Origin of the sequence: Streptomyces sp. CA-210063 (assembly GCF_024612015.1) — a bacterium.
Classification (GTDB): Bacteria; Actinomycetota; Actinomycetes; order Streptomycetales; family Streptomycetaceae; genus Streptomyces.
This window is the reverse complement of the sequence record NZ_CP102512.1, coordinates 8,380,093-8,399,930: the sequence shown is the minus strand read 5'-3', so window position 1 is coordinate 8,399,930 and position 19,838 is coordinate 8,380,093. Positions and strand designations below refer to the sequence as shown.

The 19,838-nt window shown below is 71.8% G+C and carries 17 protein-coding genes; 6 read left to right on the top strand and 11 right to left on the bottom strand.

Translation table 11 applies throughout. From position 1 onward, the window contains the following. Window positions 1-125: 125 nt before the first annotated feature. The gene (locus JIX56_RS36710; protein ID WP_257547065.1) at window positions 126-752 is read right to left on the bottom strand and encodes an NUDIX domain-containing protein; all 627 of its coding nucleotides are present in this window, start codon (window positions 750-752) and stop codon (window positions 126-128) included. 96 nt (window positions 753-848) lie between these two features. After that, window positions 849-2,516 carry a CTP synthase gene (locus JIX56_RS36705; RefSeq protein WP_257547063.1) on the bottom strand — a complete coding sequence of 556 codons (1,668 nt, stop codon included), beginning with the start codon at window positions 2,514-2,516 and terminating at the stop codon, window positions 849-851. A gap of 561 nt (window positions 2,517-3,077) precedes the next feature. On the opposite strand from JIX56_RS36705, the gene JIX56_RS36700 reads away from it, so the two are divergent. From JIX56_RS36700 to JIX56_RS36690, 3 genes are all read left to right on the top strand, one after another. Beyond that, window positions 3,078-4,880: a glycoside hydrolase family 15 protein gene (locus JIX56_RS36700; RefSeq protein WP_257547061.1), complete on the top strand. Its 1,803-nt coding sequence runs from the start codon at window positions 3,078-3,080 to the stop codon at window positions 4,878-4,880. 220 nt (window positions 4,881-5,100) lie between these two features. Beyond that, window positions 5,101-6,483: an FAD-binding oxidoreductase gene (locus JIX56_RS36695; RefSeq protein ID WP_257547059.1), complete on the top strand. Its 1,383-nt coding sequence runs from the start codon at window positions 5,101-5,103 to the stop codon at window positions 6,481-6,483. A gap of 110 nt (window positions 6,484-6,593) precedes the next feature. Then, entirely contained in the window at window positions 6,594-8,246 is a 1,653-nt protein-coding gene (locus tag JIX56_RS36690; RefSeq protein WP_257547058.1) for a PucR family transcriptional regulator, read from the top strand. 21 nt (window positions 8,247-8,267) lie between these two features. On the opposite strand, the gene JIX56_RS36685 is transcribed toward JIX56_RS36690, so the two are convergent. The 5 genes from JIX56_RS36685 to JIX56_RS36665 form a co-directional block, all read right to left on the bottom strand. Then, window positions 8,268-9,404 carry a glycosyltransferase family 4 protein gene (locus JIX56_RS36685; RefSeq protein WP_257547056.1) on the bottom strand — a complete coding sequence of 379 codons (1,137 nt, stop codon included), beginning with the start codon at window positions 9,402-9,404 and terminating at the stop codon, window positions 8,268-8,270. 314 nt (window positions 9,405-9,718) lie between these two features. Beyond that, the gene (gene recN / locus JIX56_RS36680) at window positions 9,719-11,479 is read right to left on the bottom strand and encodes a DNA repair protein RecN (RefSeq protein ID WP_257547054.1); all 1,761 of its coding nucleotides are present in this window, start codon (window positions 11,477-11,479) and stop codon (window positions 9,719-9,721) included. Between the two features lie 207 nt (window positions 11,480-11,686). Then, window positions 11,687-12,592 (bottom strand): NAD kinase, encoded by a 906-nt coding sequence (locus tag JIX56_RS36675; RefSeq protein ID WP_257547052.1) that lies wholly within the window; start codon window positions 12,590-12,592, stop codon window positions 11,687-11,689. Continuing rightward, window positions 12,589-13,404, bottom strand: coding sequence for a TlyA family RNA methyltransferase (locus tag JIX56_RS36670; RefSeq protein ID WP_257547050.1), 816 nt, complete (start codon window positions 13,402-13,404; stop codon window positions 12,589-12,591). Before JIX56_RS36670 ends, JIX56_RS36675 begins: the two co-directional genes overlap by 4 nt. Window positions 13,405-13,411: 7 nt before the next feature. Beyond that, window positions 13,412-13,804, bottom strand: coding sequence for a hypothetical protein (locus JIX56_RS36665; protein WP_257547048.1), 393 nt, complete (start codon window positions 13,802-13,804; stop codon window positions 13,412-13,414). A gap of 42 nt (window positions 13,805-13,846) precedes the next feature. Here JIX56_RS36665 and JIX56_RS36660 point away from each other — a divergent pair, with 42 nt between their 5' ends. Then, window positions 13,847-14,194, top strand: coding sequence for an SCP2 sterol-binding domain-containing protein (locus JIX56_RS36660; protein WP_257547046.1), 348 nt, complete (start codon window positions 13,847-13,849; stop codon window positions 14,192-14,194). Here the strand turns inward: JIX56_RS36660 and JIX56_RS36655 are convergent. After that, the gene (locus JIX56_RS36655) at window positions 14,178-15,002 is read right to left on the bottom strand and encodes an ABC transporter ATP-binding protein (protein WP_257547045.1); all 825 of its coding nucleotides are present in this window, start codon (window positions 15,000-15,002) and stop codon (window positions 14,178-14,180) included. The two genes, JIX56_RS36660 and JIX56_RS36655, sit on opposite strands and share 17 nt — an antisense overlap. Window positions 15,003-15,012: 10 nt before the next feature. Here JIX56_RS36655 and JIX56_RS36650 point away from each other — a divergent pair, with 10 nt between their 5' ends. Then, entirely contained in the window at window positions 15,013-15,156 is a 144-nt protein-coding gene (locus JIX56_RS36650) for a hypothetical protein (protein ID WP_257547043.1), read from the top strand. Here JIX56_RS36650 and JIX56_RS36645 read toward each other — a convergent pair. The 3 genes from JIX56_RS36645 to JIX56_RS36635 all read right to left on the bottom strand — a co-directional run bounded on the left by JIX56_RS36645 (window position 15,128) and on the right by JIX56_RS36635 (window position 18,439). Further along, complete coding sequence (locus JIX56_RS36645; protein WP_257547041.1) at window positions 15,128-16,177, bottom strand: FecCD family ABC transporter permease; 1,050 nt, start codon at window positions 16,175-16,177, stop codon at window positions 15,128-15,130. The genes JIX56_RS36650 and JIX56_RS36645 overlap by 29 nt on opposite strands. A 47-nt stretch (window positions 16,178-16,224) precedes the next feature. Next, complete coding sequence (locus tag JIX56_RS36640) at window positions 16,225-17,268, bottom strand: FecCD family ABC transporter permease (protein WP_257547039.1); 1,044 nt, start codon at window positions 17,266-17,268, stop codon at window positions 16,225-16,227. Window positions 17,269-17,410: 142 nt separating this feature from the next. Then, window positions 17,411-18,439: an HAD hydrolase-like protein gene (locus JIX56_RS36635; protein WP_257547037.1), complete on the bottom strand. Its 1,029-nt coding sequence runs from the start codon at window positions 18,437-18,439 to the stop codon at window positions 17,411-17,413. 92 nt (window positions 18,440-18,531) lie between these two features. On the opposite strand from JIX56_RS36635, the gene JIX56_RS36630 reads away from it, so the two are divergent. Next, complete coding sequence (locus JIX56_RS36630; RefSeq protein ID WP_257547035.1) at window positions 18,532-19,824, top strand: DUF1015 domain-containing protein; 1,293 nt, start codon at window positions 18,532-18,534, stop codon at window positions 19,822-19,824. The last annotated feature ends 14 nt before the right edge of the window (window positions 19,825-19,838 follow it).

Sequence of the window (19,838 nt, the reverse complement as noted above, 5' to 3'; positions counted from 1 at the left end):
GGTTCGGGCGTTTCCCGAGCCTAGTTCACGCTCTGCGACGATCTGGGCGGAGCACGGCGGGCAGGTCGCTCGATCGGATCAAACGATCGTAGGACTGGCGGTGTGAGGTTGCTGTGAGGAGGGGGTCAGGACTCGAACGGCCGCGCGGGCCACGGCGCCTCGGCCGGACGCAGGGCGTCCACGCCCTCCCCGCTCCTCGCCGCCACCAGCGAAAGCACCCCCACGACCAGGCAGTTGTTGTGCAGCTCCCCCGCGAGGACACCCCGCACCAGCTCGTCCACGGGAACGCGGGCCAACTCCATGTCGGCCTCCTCGTCCTCCACCTCGAACCGCTGCCCCTCGACCTCGGAGAGATCGCGCGCGAGGAAGATCCGCACGGCCTCGTCGCAGCCGCCGGGCGTGGTGTAGACGTCGGTCAGCACCCGCCAGTCCTCCGCTTTGACGTGCGCCTCCTCGTACAGCTCGCGCTGGGCCGCGTGCAGCGGGTTCTCGCCCGGCACGTCGAGCAGCCCGGCCGGGATCTCCCACAGCTTCTGGCGGACGGGGTGGCGGTACTGCCTCAGGACCAGGACCCGGTCCTCCTCGTCGAGGGCGAGGACGGCGACGGAACCGGGGTGGACCTGGTAGTCGCGGCGGACGACCGAACCGCCGGGCATGACCACCTCGTCGGTGCGCACGGAGGTCTTGTTGCCGACGAACGGCGTCTCGCTCGCCCGGACCTCCCACTCCTCGGCGGTGTCCTTGATCGTCATGTCGACTCGTCCTCCCACACGTGCAACAAGAAACCGGGGCACACATCCCGAAAGACGCGCACCCCGGTCACCGTACAGCGCTTGTGTCGCTCGGTTTTACTTACCGGTCTTGCGCTCCACCGCGGCCTTCACCAGCCCCGCGAACAGCGGGTGCGGGCGGGTCGGGCGGGAGCGCAGTTCGGGGTGTGCCTGGGTCGCGACCAGGTACGGGTGGACCTCGCGCGGGTACTCCACGTACTCGACGAGCTTGCCGTCGGGAGAGGTTCCGGTGAACTGCAGGCCGGCCTTCTTCTCCAGTTCCGCGCGGTAGGCGTTGTTCACCTCGTAGCGGTGGCGGTGGCGCTCCTCGACGTACTCCTTGCCGTCGTACACCTCACGCACGATCGAGCCCTCGGCGAGCTTCGCCGGGTACATGCCCAGCCGCATGGTGCCGCCCATGTCGCCCTCACCGGCCACGATGTCCAGCTGCTCGGCCATGGTGGAGATGACCGGGTGGGCGGTGGCGGAGTCGAACTCGGTGGAGTTGGCGTCCGGGATGTCGGCCAGGTTCCGCGCGGCCTCGATCACGATGCACTGCAGGCCGAGGCAGAGGCCCAGCAGCGGGATCTTGTTCTCACGGGCGTACTGGATGGCGCCGACCTTGCCGGAGACACCGCGGTCGCCGAAGCCGCCGGGGATGCAGATGGCGTCGACGTCGGCGAGCTGTCCCGCGGCGCCGGCCGGGGTCTTGCAGTCGTCCGAGGTGACCCACTTGATCTTCACGCGGGCCTTGTTGGCGAAGCCGCCCGCGCGCAGCGCCTCGGTGACCGAGAGGTAGGCGTCGGGCAGGTCGATGTACTTGCCGACGAGCGCCAGGTTGATCTCGTGGTCCGGGTTGTGGACACGGTCGAGCAGGTCGTCCCAGGTCGTCCAGTCCACGTCACGGAACGCCAGGTCCAGCTTGCGGACGACGTAGGCGTCCAGGCCCTCGCCGTGCACGGTCTTCGGGATGTCGTAGATCGAGCGGGCGTCGGGACACGCGACGACGGCGGCCTCGTCGACGTCGCACATCAGGGAGATCTTGCGCTTGATCGCGCCGGGCACCTCACGGTCGCAGCGCAGCACGATCGCATCTGGCTGAATACCGATGTTGCGCAGCGCCGCAACCGAGTGCTGCGTCGGCTTCGTCTTCAGCTCTCCCGACGGCCCGATGTACGGCAGGAGCGAGATGTGCACCACAAAGACGTTGTCGCGGCCGACCTCGTGACGCACCTGGCGGACGGTCTCCAGGAACGGCAGCGACTCGATGTCGCCGACCGTGCCGCCGACCTCGGTGATGACGACATCGACCTCGTCGGAGGCCATGCGCCGGATGCGGTGCTTGATCTCGTTGGTGATGTGCGGGATGACCTGCACGGTGTCGCCCAGGTACTCGCCGCGCCGCTCCTTGGCGATCACCGTGTTGTACACCTGGCCGGTGGTGACGTTGGCCGAGCCGTCCAGGTCTCGGTCGAGGAAGCGCTCGTAGTGGCCGATGTCCAGGTCGGTCTCGGCGCCGTCGTTGGTGACGAACACCTCACCGTGCTGGAAGGGGTTCATCGTGCCGGGGTCGACGTTCAGGTAGGGGTCGAGCTTCTGCATCACGACGCGCAGGCCCCGCGCCTTGAGCAGCATGCCGAGGCTGGAGGCGGTCAGGCCCTTGCCGAGCGAGGAGGCGACACCCCCGGTGACGAAGATGTGCTTGGTCGTCGTGGCTGTGCTGTTTCGGAAAGCAGCGGGCGGCATGGCCAAGAGGGGGCTCCCGTGGTCGCGGTTCGGTGTGCGGGTCGGCCGCCGCCCGATCTCATCCGTCGGGGGTGCCTTCGCTGCGGTTCGGGGGTCCCTTTGAGTCGGGGCGCCCACCGGTCCACGGGCTACCAGGGTATCAGCGACAGGACACGATCGCTTCCGGCCACGCTCCGCGCACGGGCCGACACGGACCTCGTACGACCGTCGGCGCATCTCGGTCGGCCTTCACCCTTGGCTCACTCGTCCGGCCCACTCATGTTGCCTGGAGCGGCACGCGGAGCCCTCCGGTGCGTCGTATCCTCTTCGGACACTCACTGCCGAGCCGGTCCGGCGAAACGGCACCACCCCCGCCCGTCTCCGGTATTCAAGAGAGCTCGACAGTCCGTTGAGCAACGACCGCCTCATATGCGTTGAGGATCGTTGAGCGACATCGCATGACACCGTCCCTTGGATCAGTCTGGAATCATGGATTCTTTGTCGATCCCTTGGGTCCCTTGACCGCACACCGCACAGCGACCGCCCCTCGGGGGCGACGTGGCCGTTCGACTGGAGTTGCACGTGGCCCGGCGCATCGAAGACTACGCACTCATCGGAGACATGCAGACCGCAGCCCTGGTCTGCCGGGACGGCACGGTCGACTGGCTGTGCCTGCCCCGCTTCGACTCCCACGCCGTCTTCGCGGGACTGCTCGGCACGGAGGAACACGGGTTCTGGCGCCTGGGCCCCGCCCACGCGTCGGACGCGCAGCCGCCGACGGCCTCCCGCCGCCGGTACCGCGGCGACTCGCTGATCCTGGAATCCGAGTGGGACACCCCCCGCGGCACCGTCCGTGTGACCGATTTCATGCCGCCCCGTGACGGCGCCCCGCAGCTGATCCGGATCGTGGAGGGCATCAGCGGCCGGGTACCGATGCGCTCGGCGCTGCGCATGCGCTTCTCGTACGGACGTGTCGTCCCCTGGGTGCACAAGCACGAGGGGCGCACGGTGGCCGTCGCCGGGCCGGACTCGGTGTGGTTCGACACCGAGTGCGAGACGTACGGCAAGGCGCTGACCACGTACGCCGACTTCACGGTGACGCCGGGCGACCGGATCGCGTTCACGATCTCCTGGGAGCCCTCGCACAAGCAGCCCCCGCCGCTTCCCGAGCCCGAGCCGTCGCTCCAGGCCACCGAGGAGTTCTGGCGCGACTGGGTGGAGCAGTGCACGTACCACGGCCCGTACCGCGAGGCGGTGATCCGCTCGCTGATCACCCTCAAGGCCCTGACGTACGCCCCCACCGGCGGCATCGTCGCCGCGCCGACCACCTCGCTCCCGGAGCACATCGGCGGCGTCCGCAACTGGGACTACCGCTACACCTGGCTGCGCGACGCGGCCATCACCCTCTCCTCGCTGCTGCGCACCGGCTACCGCGACGAAGCCCGCGCCTGGCGCGAGTGGCTGCTGCGCGCGGTCGCCGGTGACCCGGAGAACCTGCAGATCATGTACGGCATCGCCGGTGAGCGGGAGCTCGGCGAGGCCGAGCTGGAGTGGCTGCCCGGGTACGAGAACTCGGCGCCGGTCCGGGTCGGCAACGGCGCCGCGCACCAGCTCCAGCTGGATGTGTACGGCGAGGTCACCGAGGCCCTGCACCTGGCCCACATGACCGGCCTGGCCCGCAACGACTACGCCTCCCTCCTCCAGCTGAAGCTGATCCGCTACCTGGAGGACCACTGGGACGAGCCGGACGAGGGCATCTGGGAGGTGCGCGGCCCGCGCCGCCACTTCGTGCACTCCAAGGTCATGGCCTGGGTCGCCGTCGACCGCACGATCAAGCTCATCGAGTCCGGCGACGCGGACGGCCCGCTGGAGAAGTGGCGCGAGCTGCGCGACGACATCCACCGGGACGTGTGTGAGAAGGGTTACGACAAGGAGCGCAACACCTTCACACAGTCGTACGGCTCGAAGGAGTTGGACGCCTCGCTGCTGCTGATCCCGCAGATGGGTTTCCTGCCGCCGGACGACAAGCGGGTCATCGGCACCATCGAGGCGATCCAGCGCGAGCTGTCGACCCCGGACGGCTTCATCCTGCGCTACCCGACGCAGGGCGAGAAGGAGGGCGTCGACGGCCTGCCCGGCGACGAGGGCGCGTTCCTCGCCTGTTCGTTCTGGATGGCCGACGACCTCGCGATGATCGGCCGCGTGGACGAGGCCCGCAAGCTCTTCGAGAAGCTGCTCTCCCTCCGCAACGACCTGGGTCTCCTCGCCGAGGAGTGGGACCCGGTCCTCAAGCGCCAGGTCGGCAACTTCCCGCAGGCGTTCAGCCACGTCCCCCTCATCGACACGGCCCTGCGGCTGACCGCCTCGGGGGCGTACGGCGGCTGACCGCACGGTCGGATCCGCCCTGGCTGCCCTGGCTGCGGGCAATCGTGCCGCTGGGGCGGCACGGGTGGGCGCAGCGGCACCTCGTCACCGCCGCCGCGGAACCCACCCCCGACCAGCAGCGGCGCCGGGTGCCCATGCCTCGAATCGAACAGGACCGATCCCCCGCCCCCGCCTAGCCTGGGAGTAACCCTGTCCCCTGGCTGAAAGGGGGCGGCTCGCCATGGCTCCCCTCTCGAAGGCGCACGCGGCCCTCGCCTCACTCCGCGAGGATCTGGCCGGCGACGTGTACGCCCCGGCGGATCCGGGTTACGACGAGGCCCGGTCGGTCTTCAACTCCATGATCGACCGGCGCCCGGCCGTGATCGCGCAGTGCGTGGACGGGGCCGACGTCGTGCGCTCGGTGCGCTTCGCCCGTGATCTGGACCTGCGCATCGCCGTACGCGGCGGTGGCCACAGCGTGGCCGGAATGGCGCTGAACGACAACGGGCTCGTCATCGATCTGCGCCGGATGCACGCGGTCACGGTCCATCCCGGGTCCATGAGCGTCCGGGTCGAGGGCGGCGCCACCATGAGCCATCTCGACCGCGCCACCGAGCCCCACCGCCTCGCGACCACCGGCGGCCGGGCGTCGACCACGGGAGTCGGCGGCTTCGTTCTCGGCGGCGGCAGCGGCTGGCTGGACCGCGTCTTCGGGCTCGCCGTCGACAACCTGCTCGGCGTGGAACTGGTGACCGCCGACGGCCAGGCGGTGCGCGCGAGCAGCGAGGAGAACCCGGACCTGTTCTGGGCGCTGCACGGCGGCGGCGGGAACTTCGGCGTCGCCACCGCCCTCACCCTCCGGCTGCACGAACTGCCCGCCTTCTCCATCGCCCTGCTGCTCTACCTCCCGGAACGCGGCCCCGAGGTGGTGCGCGTGTACCGCGACGTCATCGAGACCGGCCCGCCGGAGGCGAGCGGCGGCATCATCTACCTCACCGCCCCGCCCGACGAGTTCGTCCCAGGACACCTGGTGGGCAGGCTCGCGTGCGGTGTCCTCCTGACGTACGCGGGGACCGAGGACGACATGCGCAAGACCGCCCAGCCGCTGCTGGCGCTGCCGCACGAGGCCGAGGTGGTCGGCGCGATGCCGTACGCGGACGTGCAGTGCATGATCGACGATCCGCCGGGCATGCGGAACTACTGGTCGGCGGAGTATCTGACCGGTCTGCCGGACGAGTTGGTGGACGTCTTCGCCACCCGCGCCTGGACGATGCCCGTGCCGACCGGCACGCAGCACGTGCTCTTCCCGCTGGGCGGCGCGATCGCCGACGGCCCCGCCCACTATCCCGTGCCGTACCGGAACGCCCCCTGGGTCGTGCACCCCTTCGGCGTCTGGAAGGACCCGGCGGACGACGAGCGGTGCGTCCAGTGGGTACGGGACGTCCGCGCCGACGTCCGGCCGTGGAGCACCGGCGCGGTCTACCTCAACTTCGTCGGCGACGAGGGCGCCGACCGGGTCGTGGCCGGCCTCGGCGCCGACCACTACCGGCGGCTGACCGCGGTGAAGACCGCGTACGACCCCGACAACATCTTCCGCTTCAACCACAACATCCCGCCGGCCTGACGAGCGGAGCCGCACGGCGACCGTGCGGCCCCCGCGGCACCCGCCCGGTGACCGCCGCCGGAACGGGTCGGGGATGCCGCCGCGACACTCGCGCGGGTACCGTCCGGTCCATGGACACCCGTGACAGCCGCGCACCCGGTGACGGCCGCGAGGCGCAGGCCGGCATCACCGTGCGGCGGGCGCTGGAGCTGCCCGGGCTGCGCGGCGGGCTGCCGGAGATCCTGGCCGGCGCCGACCGGCTGCACCGGACCGTGCGCTGGGTGCACGCGGGCGAGGTCCCGAACATCGCCTCGCTCCTCAAGGGCGGCGAACTGCTGCTGACCACCGGGTACGGGCTCGGCACCCGCCCCGCCGACCAGCGCGCGTTCGTCCGGACCCTGGCCGAGCGCGGCATCGCGGCCCTCGTCATCGAACTGGGCCCGCGCTTCACCCGCCTCCCCGCCGCCCTCGTGGAGACCGCGCGCTCGGCCGGGCTTCCCCTCGTCCAACTGCACCGCGAGGTGGCGTTCGTGACGGTCACCGAGGAGATCCACACCGAGATCGTCAACGGCCACTACGCGCTCCTCCAGCAGGCCGAGGAGGTCCACCGCCGCTGCACCGAGGCCCTGCTCGGCGGGGGCGGGATCCCGCAGGTCCTGGGCATCCTGGCCGGTTTCAGCGGCAACCCCGTCTTCCTGGAGACCGCCGACGGACAGCTCCTGTACGCCGCCGGAGCCGGCCCTGCGGACACCGATCCGCTCCAGGTGTGGGAGGGGCTGCGCTCCCAGCACAAGGACGAGCCGCCGGCCGGCACGGCCATCGTCGACGTACCGGGCGGCGGCCCGGGCACGGGCTCGGTACGGGCCCGCCTGGTCCTCCTTCCGGTCGTCGCCCCGCCGGCCCCCGTGCACCGGATCGCCGCCGAGCGGGCGGCAGGCGTCCTCGCCGTCGTCCTGATGCAGGCCCGGCAGGAGGAGGAGCTGGCGGCACGCGGGCGCGGCGACTTCCTCAGTGACCTCGCCGAGGGCCGCATCCAGGCGGCGGACGCCCCCGCACAGGCCCGCGTCCTGGGCTTCAAGCCGGGCGGCGGCCCCCTGCTGCCGGTGGTGATGCGGCTCGCCGACGGGCTGTCCCCCGACGGGGGAGGCTGGGCCGTCCTGGCCCGCGCGGTGGCCGAGGAGCTGGCCTCGGTGGGCGTGCCCGTCCTCCTCGGCGTGCGCCCCGTCGAGGGCCGCGTCCCGCTGCTGCTGGGCCTGCGCGCGGAGTCGGAGCGCCCAGCGATCGCGGACAAGGTCGCGGCGGCGCTGCGGGCCGGTGTGGAGCGCGCCGGGATGCGGCGGCCGGGCGGGCGGCCGCCCGTGATCGTCGTCGGGGTCCCCGGTGGCTGGGCGGCCGCCTCGGCGGGCCTCAGGCACGCGGCGGAGACGGCGACGGCCGCGCAGGGCCTTACCGACCTCCCCTGGTACGACGCCCGGCGCCTCGACATCGACCTGCTGCTGTGGCGGCTGCGGGACCACCCCGACCTGGCCGCCTTCGTGGACCGCGCGATCGGCCCCCTCCGCGACCACGACGACCGCGCCAAGCCCCCGCTGCTGCCCACCCTGGAGACCTATCTGGCCCACGCCGGCCGCAAGGCGGAGACCGCCCGCGAACTGCACCTCAACCGCCAGACCCTCTACAACCGCCTCGCCCGCATCGGTGAACTGCTCGGCACCGACCTCGACGACCCGCAGGCGGTACTGGCGCTGAGCCTGGCACTACGCGCCCGCAGACACGTCACCTGAGGCCGCGCCGGTCAGGTCAGGTCAGGTCAGTGGACTCCAGCGCGTCAACTCGTCGTAGACGCTGAGCACCTGTGCCACCGTCTCGTCCTCCGTCGGCCAGGTGGCGGCCTGCCGCGTGCCCCGCTCAGCCAGCGCCTCCCGCAGGGCGGGGTCACGCAGGAGGCGTACGACGGCTGCGGCGAGCGCTGCGGCATCGCCGTACGGGACGAGTTCGGCGCCGTCCCCGACCAGGTCCGGCACTGATCCGACGGCGGCCGCGACGAGCGGCACGCGCGCGTGGAGCGCCTCCTGAGCGAGGACGGAGCGGGCCTCGGGGCCGCCGGGCACCAGCGCGAGATCGGCGGCGGCGATCAGCTCGGAGATGTCGTCGCGCCGCCCCACGAGCCGTACGGGCAGCTCCTCGTCCTCGATACGCCGCTGCAGGACACTCCGCAGCGGCCCCTCGCCCGCGATGACGAGCAGCGGCGCGGGGTCCAGGCCCCGCCACTCCCGGGCCGCGTCCAGCAGCGTGTCGTATCCCCGGTGACGGTCGAGCGCGCCGACGGCCATGAGCAACGGGCGGTCCGTGGCGCCGAGTTCGGCCCGGACCTTGGAGGTGGGCCGCTCGGTGTCGTCGTCGGCGTCGTTCCGACGCGGCGCGGGCAGGGCGACGGCGGCGAGCCGGGCGTCGCGCGCGCCCCGGCTGCGGGCCCGGTCGACGAGCTCGGAGGTGGTGCCGAGGACCACGGCGGCGGCCTTGGCGACCCGCCGCTCCAGCAGCCGCAGCAGATGCGCCCGCGCCCCCTCCGCGTACGCACGCGTGTGCCAGGTGACGACGAGCGGGGTGGTGCGCCGACCGAGCGCGAGGGTGGCGCGGAAGCCGGCGTGCAGGCCGTGCGCGTGCACCAGGTCGGCGTCCGCGCAGGCGCTGCGCAAGGTGGCCACCGAGGCGGGGTCGCTGCTGCGGGGCACGTGGACGTGGTGGGCGCCGGCGCCGGTGAAGTCGTACACACCGTCGGCCTCGCCGGGGGCGCACACTGTGACCCGTACGCCCCGGGCGACGAGACCCGAGGCCAGCGACCGCACATGCGCGCTGCTCACCGCGCTGCCGCCGCCGAGCACTTGCACGGTTCGCAGCGGCGACTGGCCGTGTGGTGAGTGGCTGCTCACGTGGCTCACGTGGCCGGGGCTCCTGGTTCGGGGTCGGACGGTCACGAAGAAACGTACAGAAGGATCTGGTGGTGGAGGTGGACCGTACGAGGCGCTTCCGTGTGGTCCACGCAGCACGTCCTGCTACGTCGCTCCTGTCCAAGGATGCCAGGCCGCAAGGGTGTTCCGGGACAGCCGGACGGGGCGGGTGCCGGAGTGCCGGGCAACCCCGGACCCCGGGTCACCCACACGAGTGAACTCCCGTACGAGGTTGCCCCTCTGGGCGACTCCCGCCCCGCCCTGCGCGACCGACCGCTGCGACTGGGCGACCGACCGCCGCCGCCCTACGCGTCCGCGCGGGCCGCCGCCAGCAGTTCCTCCGCGTGCGCGCGCGCCGTCTCCGAGTCCTCCTGGCCGGCGAGCATCCGCGACAGCTCGCGCACGCGGTCCTCGCCCTCCAGGACCTTCACACCGGACCGGGTCACGGACCCGTCGTTGGTCTTCTCCACGAGCAACTGCCGGTCGGCGAAGGCGGCCACCTGCGGCAGGTGCGTGACGACCACGACCTGGGCCGACTTGGCCAGCCGGGCGAGCCGCCGCCCGATCTCGACCGCGGCCTTGCCGCCGACACCGGCGTCGACCTCGTCGAAGAGATACGTCGGCACGGGATCCGTCCCGGCGAACACCACCTCGACGGCCAGCATCACCCGCGACAGCTCACCACCCGAGGCACCCTTGGCGATGGGCCGGGGCGGCGCCCCCGGGTGCGGGGCGAGCAGCAGCTCGACCTCGTCCACACCGGACGGCCCGTACGCGACCGTACGCCCGCCCACCTCGACTCCTTCGGCATCATCGCTCTGCCGGATCTCGAACGACACGCGCGCGTGCGGCATGGCGAGCGAGGCCAGCTCGGCGGTGACGGCCGCGGCGAACCGCTCGGCGGCCTCCGCCCGGGCGTCCGTCAAGGCCTGTGCGAGGCCGCCCAGTTCGGCCCGCAGGGCGTCCCGCTCGGCGGTCAGCTCGTCGATCCGCTCGTCGTCACCGTCGAGTTCGGTGAGCCGCTGGGCGCCCTCCTCGGCCCAGGACAGCACCGAGGCGATGTCCTGGCCGTTCTGTCCGTACTGGCCGTACTTCCGGGTGAGCGCGTTGAGGGCGGCCCGTCGCTCCTCGACGGCCGCCAGCCGCAGCGGATCGGCGTCCAGGTCGTCGGCGTACCCCGCCAGCTCCCCCGCCACATCGCCCAGCAGGATCCCGATCTCGCCGATCCGGTCGGCGAGCGCGGCCAGCGCCGGGTCGTGCGACCGCACGGCCTCCAGCGCCCGGTGGGCGCCCGCGACGAGCGTCGTGGCGTCCACGCCCTCCGGGTCCTCGGGATTGCCCGCGAGCGCGGCGTGCGCGGCCGTCGCGGCGGACGCCAGCGCCTCCGCGTGCCCGAGCCGCTCGGCCTCCTCGGCCAGCTCCACGTCCTCGCCGACCCGCGGCTCGACGCCCGCGATCTCGTCGAGCCCGTATCTCAGCATGTCGGCTTCCTGGGCCCGCTCACGCGCGCGCGACACGATCTCGTCGAGCTCGACGGAGACGGCCCGCAGCCGCCGGTAGGCCTCCGCGTACTTGGTGAGCGGCACGGCCACCGCGTCCCCCGCGTACCGGTCGAGCGCCGCCCGCTGCCGGGACAGCTTCAGCAGCCCCTGCTGGTCGGTCTGCCCGTGCACGGCGACAAGTTCGTCGGCCAGTTCGGCGAGCACACCCACCGGGACGGAACGCCCGCCCAGGTGCGCCCGCGACCGCCCCTCGGCGGAAACGGTACGGCTGATCAGCAGCGCCCCGTCGTCGAGTTCGGCGCCGGCCTCCTCGGCCCGTACCAACGCCGACGCGCCGTCGGGCATCGCGATCCGGCCCTCCACGACGGCGTTCTTCGCACCGATCCGCACGAGCGCCGGGTCCGCCCGCCCGCCGAGCAGCAGGCCGAGGCTGGTGACCACCATGGTCTTGCCCGCACCCGTCTCACCTGTCACGGCGGTGAAGCCGGGCGACAACTCGACGACCGCGTCGTCGATGACTCCGAGCGACCGTATCCGCATCTCCTCCAACACGCCCCCGACCATACGAGGTTTTCCCGGGCCCGTGCGACGCCGCCCCCGCTTAGAGAGCTGGGCGTTACTTTCCCGGGGCAATCCTCGTTCGCCTGACGGCTCCCCGTTGACGCGGGGGTGGTCCGGTCGTCTCCGTCTTGGACGATTTACGGATGCGGTGCTCCCCGCGAACGCGGGGGTGGCCCGGCGCTCGGCTCCACGCAAAGCGCCGGGCGCTTTCTAATGCCGAGCCCCCCGCCATCCGGAAACCGGCAGCGCGAACTTCGCCACCAACCGGTCCGTGAACGACGCATGGTGCAACCGAGCCAGCCGCACCGGCACAGCCCCCCGACGCACCTCCACCCGAGCCCCCGGCGGCAGCTCAACGGTCCGCCGCCCGTCACACCACAGAACCCCGGGCGGAATATGCGGCAGAACCTCCACCGCCAGCACCGAATTCGGCGACGTGACCAACGGCTTGGCGAACAGCGCGTGCGCGCTGATCGGCACCATCAACAGAGCCTCGACCTCCGGCCACACCACAGGCCCACCCGCCGAGAACGCATACGCCGTGGACCCGGTAGGCGTGGACAGAACAATCCCGTCACACCCGAATCCCGTCACCGGCCGGCCATCGATCTCAAGGACGACCTCGAGCAGCTTCTCGGCGCCCGCCTTCTGCACGGCCGCCTCGTTCAGCGCCCAGTCCGTGTGGACGATGTTCCCGTTCTGATGAACGACGACATCGACGGTCATACGCTCTTCGACCTCGTAGGACTTGGTCACCACGCGGTCGACGACCTTGTCGAGGTCGTCACGCTCGGCCTCCGCGAGGAAGCCGACGCTGCCGAGGTTGACGCCGAGCATCGGCACCCCGGACGCCCGGGCGAACTCGGCTCCGCGCAGCAGCGTGCCGTCACCGCCGAGGACGATGAGCAGCTCGCACCCGTCGAGGCACTGCGGGGTGGCCTCCTTGACGAGTTCCACCTCCTCCGGCACCGGGATGTCCTCGGCCTCGTGCTCCAGGACCCGCACGCCGATGCCGTGGTGCAGCAGCCCCTTGACGACGAGTTCGGCGCTGCGGATCGCAGCCGGCCGCCCGGTGTGGGTGAGCAGGAAAACAGTTCGAACTCGGTCCTGAGTCAACGCGGCCCCTCCGCAACTGCTCGGTCGACGTCGGCCGGGTCCAGCACGGGTGCCCCGGCACGCAGCCACAGAAAGTACTCGACATTGCCCGAGGGCCCGGGCAGCGGACTGGCCGTCACACCCTTCACCCCGAGCCCCAGCTCCCCTGCCCGCCGGGCCACCCCGCGCACCGCCTCGGCGCGCAGCTCCGGACTCCGTACCACTCCCCCACTGCCCAGCCGCTCCTTACCCACCTCGAACTGCGGCTTGACCATCATCACCAGATCGGCGTCAGGCTTCACACACCGCACCAGGGCGGGCAGTACCAGGCCGAGCGGGATGAAGGACAGATCCCCCACGACAAGATCCACAGGCTCCCCATCGATCGCTTCGAGCGTCAACTCGCGTACGTTCGTACGGTCCTTGACGGTGACGCGTTCATCACTCCGCAGAGTCCACGCGAGTTGTCCGTATCCGACGTCCACGGCGACGACGTGCGCGACCCCGGCCCGCAGCAGTACGTCGGTGAAACCGCCGGTGGAGGCGCCGGCGTCCAGCGCCCGGCGGCCCTCGACGGCCAGCCCCTGCGGGACGAAGACCTCGAGGGCGCCCGCGAGCTTGTGGCCGCCTCTGGACACGTACTCCGGTTCACCGTCGTCGGTCGCGACCACGATCGCGGCCGCGGTCTCGACCTGCGTGGCGGACTTGGTCGCGACGGTCTTGCCGACGGTGACCCGCCCGGCGGCGATCAGCTGGCTCGCGTGCTCACGCGACCGCGCGAGCTTCCGCCGGACCAGTTCGGCGTCCAGACGGCGGCGTGCGACTCCTGCCACGGTGGGTTCAGCTCCTGCTCTCGTACGGCGATCGATAGGGGCGACCCGGAGGGTCTCCTTGAGGGGCGGTGGTCGGGTGACGGGTGGGAGCCGGAGGTCCCGGCCGGGCGTCGAGCGCGGTGAGCGCGTCGCGCAGCCCCTGGTGTACATCCTCGTACACCTCCACATGGCCGTCGGTGGCGAGGTGGTCGGCGTCGGCCAGCCGGTCGAGGGCGGCGTCGACGTCGGGGTGGCCGGTGGCGGTGCGGGGCACGTTCAGCGGGGCCGGGGCGGCGGGGTCGTACTCGGGTTCGACGACCGTGGGCTCCGGCTGCGGGCCGGGCTCGCCGGCCACCGTGGCCTCCCTCTCCGGAACCACTGCTTCCGCCCCAGCCTGGGCCTCGGGCAAAGAGTCGCTCATGCCCAGACGCTACCGCGAAGCTCTGGGGTACCGTCGATCGCGATGGCAACGATTGAGGAGTGCCGCGCCGCGCTCGAAAAGCTCTCGGACAACATGGCAGGCGCCGACGGACACGTGCGCGAGGCGACGACCCTCGACCGCTCGGTGAGCTGCCACATCAAGGACCTCGACGTCACCTTCGTGGGGCGCATGCGGGACGGCCGGATCGAGGTGCACGACACCCTCGAGGGGCCGCCGCCCGAGAAGGCCCAGATCAGGCTCGCCATGACGGGCGACGACCTGGTGGCCCTCGTGGGCGGCGAACTGAACTTCGCCAAGGCGTGGGGTTCGGGCCGGGTGAAGCTGGAGGCGGGCTTCCGGGACCTGCTCCAGCTCAGGAAACTTCTGTAGCCGCCACCTTCTCGATGCCCGTCCGCGCCTTGCGTGCCGCCGGCACCACCAGCGGTGTCCCCGTCTCCGGGTCGTCGATGATCTGGCAGCGCAGTCCGAAGACCTCCTCGACCAGCTCGGCCGTGACGATCTCGGAGGGCGCGCCCTCGGCGATCACCGAGCCGCCGCGCAGGGCGATGAGGTGGGTGGCGTAGCGGGCGGCGTGGTTGAGGTCGTGGAGCACAGCGACCAGCGTGCGGCCCTGCTCCTCGTGGAGTTCGGCGCACAGGTCGAGCACATCGATCTGGTGCTGGATGTCGAGGAAGGTGGTCGGCTCGTCGAGCAGCAGCAGCGGGGTCTGCTGGGCGAGCGCCATGGCGATCCAGACGCGCTGGCGCTGGCCGCCGGACAACTCGTCGACATAACGGTCGGCGAGCTCGGCGACCCCGGTCGACTCCATCGACTCCCGGACGATCCGCTCGTCCTCGGTCGACCACTGCCGCAGCAGCCCCTGGTGCGGGTACCGGCCCCGGCCCACGAGGTCGCCGACGGTGATCCCGTCGGGCGCGATCGACGACTGCGGCAGCAGACCGAGCGTCCGCGCGACCTTCTTGGCGGGCATCGACTGGATGACCTGCCCGTCGAGCAACACCCGCCCCTGGGACGGCTTCAGCATCCGTGAAAGGGCGCGCAGCAGCGTGGACTTGCCGCAGGCGTTGGGGCCGACGATCACGGTGAACGAGTTGTCGGGGATCTGGACCGACAACTGCTCGGCGATGACCCGCTGGTCATAGGCGAGGGTGACGTTCTCGGCGGACAGGCGGTTCACAGTGCTCCTCTTGTTGTTCTCGTTCGCCGACGCGCTCGTGCCCGGCCCTTCCGACTTCGACCCGCTCGGCTTCGACCCGCTCGGCTTCAGCCCGCTCGACCTCAGCCCGCTCGGCTCGGGGCGGCTCATATCCGCCCGGCTTTCCGCTCGGTGACCAGCAGCCACAGCAGATAGACGCCGCCGAGTACGCCGGTGACGACGCCGACGGGCAGCTGGTCGGCCCCGAAGGCCCGCTGCGAGGCCCAGTCGGCGACGATCAGCAGGGTCGCGCCCATGCACATGGAGGGGACCAGGTTCGGGCCGGGCGAGCGGGTCAGCCGCTTGGCGAGCTGGGGCGCGGTGAGGGCGACGAAGCTGACGGGTCCGGCGGCCGCGGTGGCCCCGGCCGTGAGCAGCACGGCCGACACCATCAGCAGCAGCCGTACGCGTTCGACGCGCACCCCGAGGGCGTACGACACGTCGTCGCCCATCTCCGTCATCCGCAGCCCGCGTGCGTTGCCGAGCACCAGCGGCACGAGGATCACGCACATGATCAGCAGCGGCCAGACCTGGGACCAGTCACGGCCGTTGAGGGAGCCGGTCATCCACACGACCGCACGGGCCGCGTCGACGAGGTCCGCCTTGGTGATCAGATAGCCGTTGACCGCCGTGACGATCGCGGAGACGCCGATGCCGACCAGCACGAGCCGGTAGCCGTGCACGCCCCGCTTCCAGGCCAGCACATAGATCGCGAGGCCGGTGACCAGGCCGCCGACGAGCGCCCCCAGGGCGACCTGGTTCGCGCTCCCGGAGAACAGCACGATCATGACCAGCGCCCCGGCGGTGGCGCCCTGCGAGAGGCCGAGCACATCCGGACTGCCCAGCGGATTGCGGGAGATGGACTGGAACAGCGCTCCGCCCAGCCCGAGCGAGGCCCCGACAAGCAGCCCGACGAGGACCCGTGGCAGCCGCAGCTCGTTGACGATGAACTCCTGGCCCGCGTCGCCGTCGCCGAGCAGCGTCTTGAGGACGTCGCCGGCCGGGATGGGGAAGTCACCGGTCCCGATCAGTACGACACTCGCGATCAGCGCCGCCAGCAGCAGCACGATGACGACGGTGAACGCCCGTACGTCCAGGCGGACCGACAGCCCACCGGGGGTGCGGACCGCGCGGTTGCGTACGGCGGGCTTGCTCATGACCGGCGTCTTCCCTGTGGCCTCTGTCTTCCTCATGACCTGCGTCTTCACAGCTGCGCCGTCCTCCGCCGTCGTACGAGAAAGATGAAGACCGGCCCGCCGAGGATCGCGGTGACGATGCCGACCTGAAGTTCCGCGGGCCGCGCCACCATCCGGCCGATGACATCGGCGCCGAGCAGCAGCACGGGCGACAGGACGGTCGCGTACGGCAGGATCCAGCGCAGATCGGGCCCGGTGAAGGACCGGACGACGTGCGGAACCATCAGCCCGACGAACACGATGGGCCCGCAGGCGGCGGTCGCGGCACCGCACAGCACGGTGGCGGCGGCCATCGAGAGGGCCCGGGTGCGGGCGAGGTTGGCGCCGAGCGCGCGGGCGGTGTCGTCGCCCATGGCCACCGCGTTCAGCGGCCGGGCGAGCAGCAGCGCGACGACGGTACCGACGGCGAGGAACGGCAGTACCTGCGTGATCGTCTCGTCGGTCGCCGAAGCCAGCGAACCGACCGTCCAGAAACGCATCTTGGAGAGCGCCGCGTCGTCCATGATCATCACGGCCTGGAGATAGCCGTAGAGCGCGGCGCTGATCGCCGTACCGGCGAGCGCGAGCCGCACCGGCGTCGCACCCCGGCTGCCGCCGAGGAACCACACCAGCGCCCCGACGACGGCCGCTCCGGCGAACGCGAACCACACATACCCGGTCAGCGAGGTGACGCCGAAGTAGGTGATGGCGGTGACGACGGCGGCGGACGCGCCCGCGTTGATGCCGAGCAGTCCTGGGTCGGCCAGCGGGTTCCGGGTGAGCGCCTGGAGGACGGCACCGGCCAGCCCGAGCGCGGCCCCCGCGAGCAGCCCGAGGAGGGTGCGGGAGATCCGCTCCCCGACGACGACGTCGCCGTACGTCCCCGTGTCCTCGAACAGGCCGTGCCAGACCTGCTCCAGAGACAGCTCTTTCGCACCGATCGCGATACTCGCCAGTGCCACCAGGGCGAGGAGCGCGAGGGACACGAGGAGCCCGACGGCTCGTATCGCCCGGCGGTTCGGGGGCGCGGGGGCGGTCTCCGCGCTCGGTTCAGGAGGACTGTCGACCAACACCCGGTTAGGTTAGCCTATCCTCTGCTTTTGGCTCGATCCCGTCTACGAACGCCGCACGGGCGTACGGTCCGTCCGGCACAACGCCCCTCCCCCAGGGGCACGGGCACCGCCCGGCCCACCGGAATCCCACAGGCCCGACCGCTCACAACCCCAGCCGTGCCAGCGCCTTCCCCCCGTCCAGCTCGCACAAGCCCTCCCCCGCCGCCGTCCAGGCCGCCGCGCACAGCGCCCGCAGCCCGTCCATGGCCTCACCCTCGCCGTCCAGTTCCAGCCGCTCACGATCGGCGGTCGCCGTCCAGCCACCGCAGCGGAAGCCCGCGCCCGCCTCCACGACCTCCGGCTGCCCGGTGAGCATCCCCCGCAGATCGGCGTCGACATACGTCGGCCGGTGCTGCGGCGGCGCGGCCAGGAGCTGCGCGCCGTCGGTCACCCCGGTCAGCACGAGCAGCGAGTCGACCTCCCCGTTGAACGCCCCCTCGATGTCCGTGTCCAGCCGGTCCCCGACCACCAGCGGCCGCTCGGCGCCCGTCCGCAGGATCGTCTCCCGGTGCATCGGTGGTAGCGGCTTGCCCGCCACCCGCGGCTCGGCCCCGGTCGCGATCCGGACGACCTGCACCGCCGCCCCGTTGCCGGGCGCGATCCCCCGCGCGCTCGGGATCGTCAGGTCCGTGTTGGACGCGAACCACGGCACCCCGCGCGCGATCGCGTAGCTGGCTTCCGCGAACCGCCCCCAGGGCAGCTCGGGACCGCCGTACCCCTGCACCACGGCCACCGGATCGTCGTCCGCCGACTCGACCGGCTCCAGCCCCCGCTCGCGCAGCGCCACCCGCAGCCCCTCACCACCGATGACCAGCACCCGCGCACCGGCGGGCACCTGCTCGCTGATCAGCCGGGCCACGGCCTGCGCCGAGGTGATGACGTCACCGGCCTCGGTCGGAATCCCGAGCGCCGTGAGATGCGCGGCCACCGTGTCGGGCGTCCGCAGCGCGTTGTTCGTGACGTACGCGAGGTGCATACCGCCCGCGCGGGCCGCACCCAGGGACTTCACGGCGTACGCGATCGCGCTGCCGCCCGCGTACACCACCCCGTCCAGATCGAGCAGCGCCGTGTCGTACGCCTCGCTCAGGGCCTGCCCACTCCCGTCGGGCCGCGTCCTGACTGCCTGGCTCATTGCACACCGCTCCTCGCTCGGTCGGTCAACAATCGGTTCGGATCGCTTTCTCCGATCATCCCTCACGGCACTGACACCCATACGATGCATCAATGAACTACGCAGGTCCCGCGGAGGAGATCCCGGCGCGCAGCGGCCTCGAACTGACCCCGTTCCGTGGCCTTCGCTACGACCCCGACCGGGTCGGCAGCCTGGCCGCCGTGACATCACCGCCGTACGACGTGGTCGTCCGGCCGGACGGTCTGCTCCACCTCGAATCCGCCGATCCGTACAACATCGTCCGCCTGATACTCCCCCAGGCCAGTACCCCCGCCGCCCGCGACGAACAGGCGGCCGACACCCTGCGCCGCTGGCTCGCCGACGGCGTCCTGGCCCCCGACTCCGAGCCCGGCCTCTACGTCTACGAGCAGGCGGACGGCACCATCCTCCAGCGCGGCCTGATAGGCGCCCTACGCCTCTCGGAACCCTCCGCCGGCGTGGTCCTCCCCCACGAGGACGTCATACCCCACGTCATCGCGGACCGCGCGGCCCTGATGCGCGCCACCTCCACCAACATGGAACCCCTGCTCCTGACCTACCGGGGCAACGGCGTCATGGCAGGCGCGACAGCCGTGGTCGAGCGCACCACCAAACGCGCCCCACTCCTCGCCACGACCACGGAGGACGGCTTCAGCCACCGCCTCTGGGCGGTCACCGACCCCGCCGACCTCGCCGAGATCCAGTCGGACCTCGCACACCACCAGGCCCTGATAGCCGACGGCCACCACCGCTGGGCGACCTACCTCCGGCTACGCGCGGAACACACTTCCCCCAGCCCCTGGGACTACGGCCTGGTCCTCCTGGTGGACACCGCCCGCTACCCCCTCCGCGTCCGCGCGATCCACCGTCTCCTCCACCAACTGCCGGTCCCCGACGCCCTGACCGCCCTGGACGGCCTGTTCCGCGTACGGCGCCTGGACATTCCGCTCCCCGATGCCCTGGAGGCCCTGGCGGAGGCGGCCAGCACCGGCAACGCCTTCCTCCTCGCGGGCGACGGCGCCTTCCACCTCGTCGACCGCCCGGACCCGGACCTCCTCGCCCGTACGATCCCCGCCGACCGCCCGGCCGCCTGGCGCACCCTCGACGCGACGGTCCTGCACGCCACCCTCCTCGACCACGTCTGGCAGATCCCGGAGGACTCCCCGGCGCACGTCGCGTACATCCACGACACGGCCGCCACGATCGAGAAGGCCCGGCGCGACGGCGGCACGGCCGTCCTGATGCACCCGGTCCGCGAGGAGGTCGTACGCGACCTGGCCCGCCAGGGCGTCACCATGCCCCGCAAGTCGACGTCCTTCGGCCCAAAGCCGGCGTCGGGGCTGGTGCTGCGCACACTGGAGCTCTGAGGACAAGGAAAAGG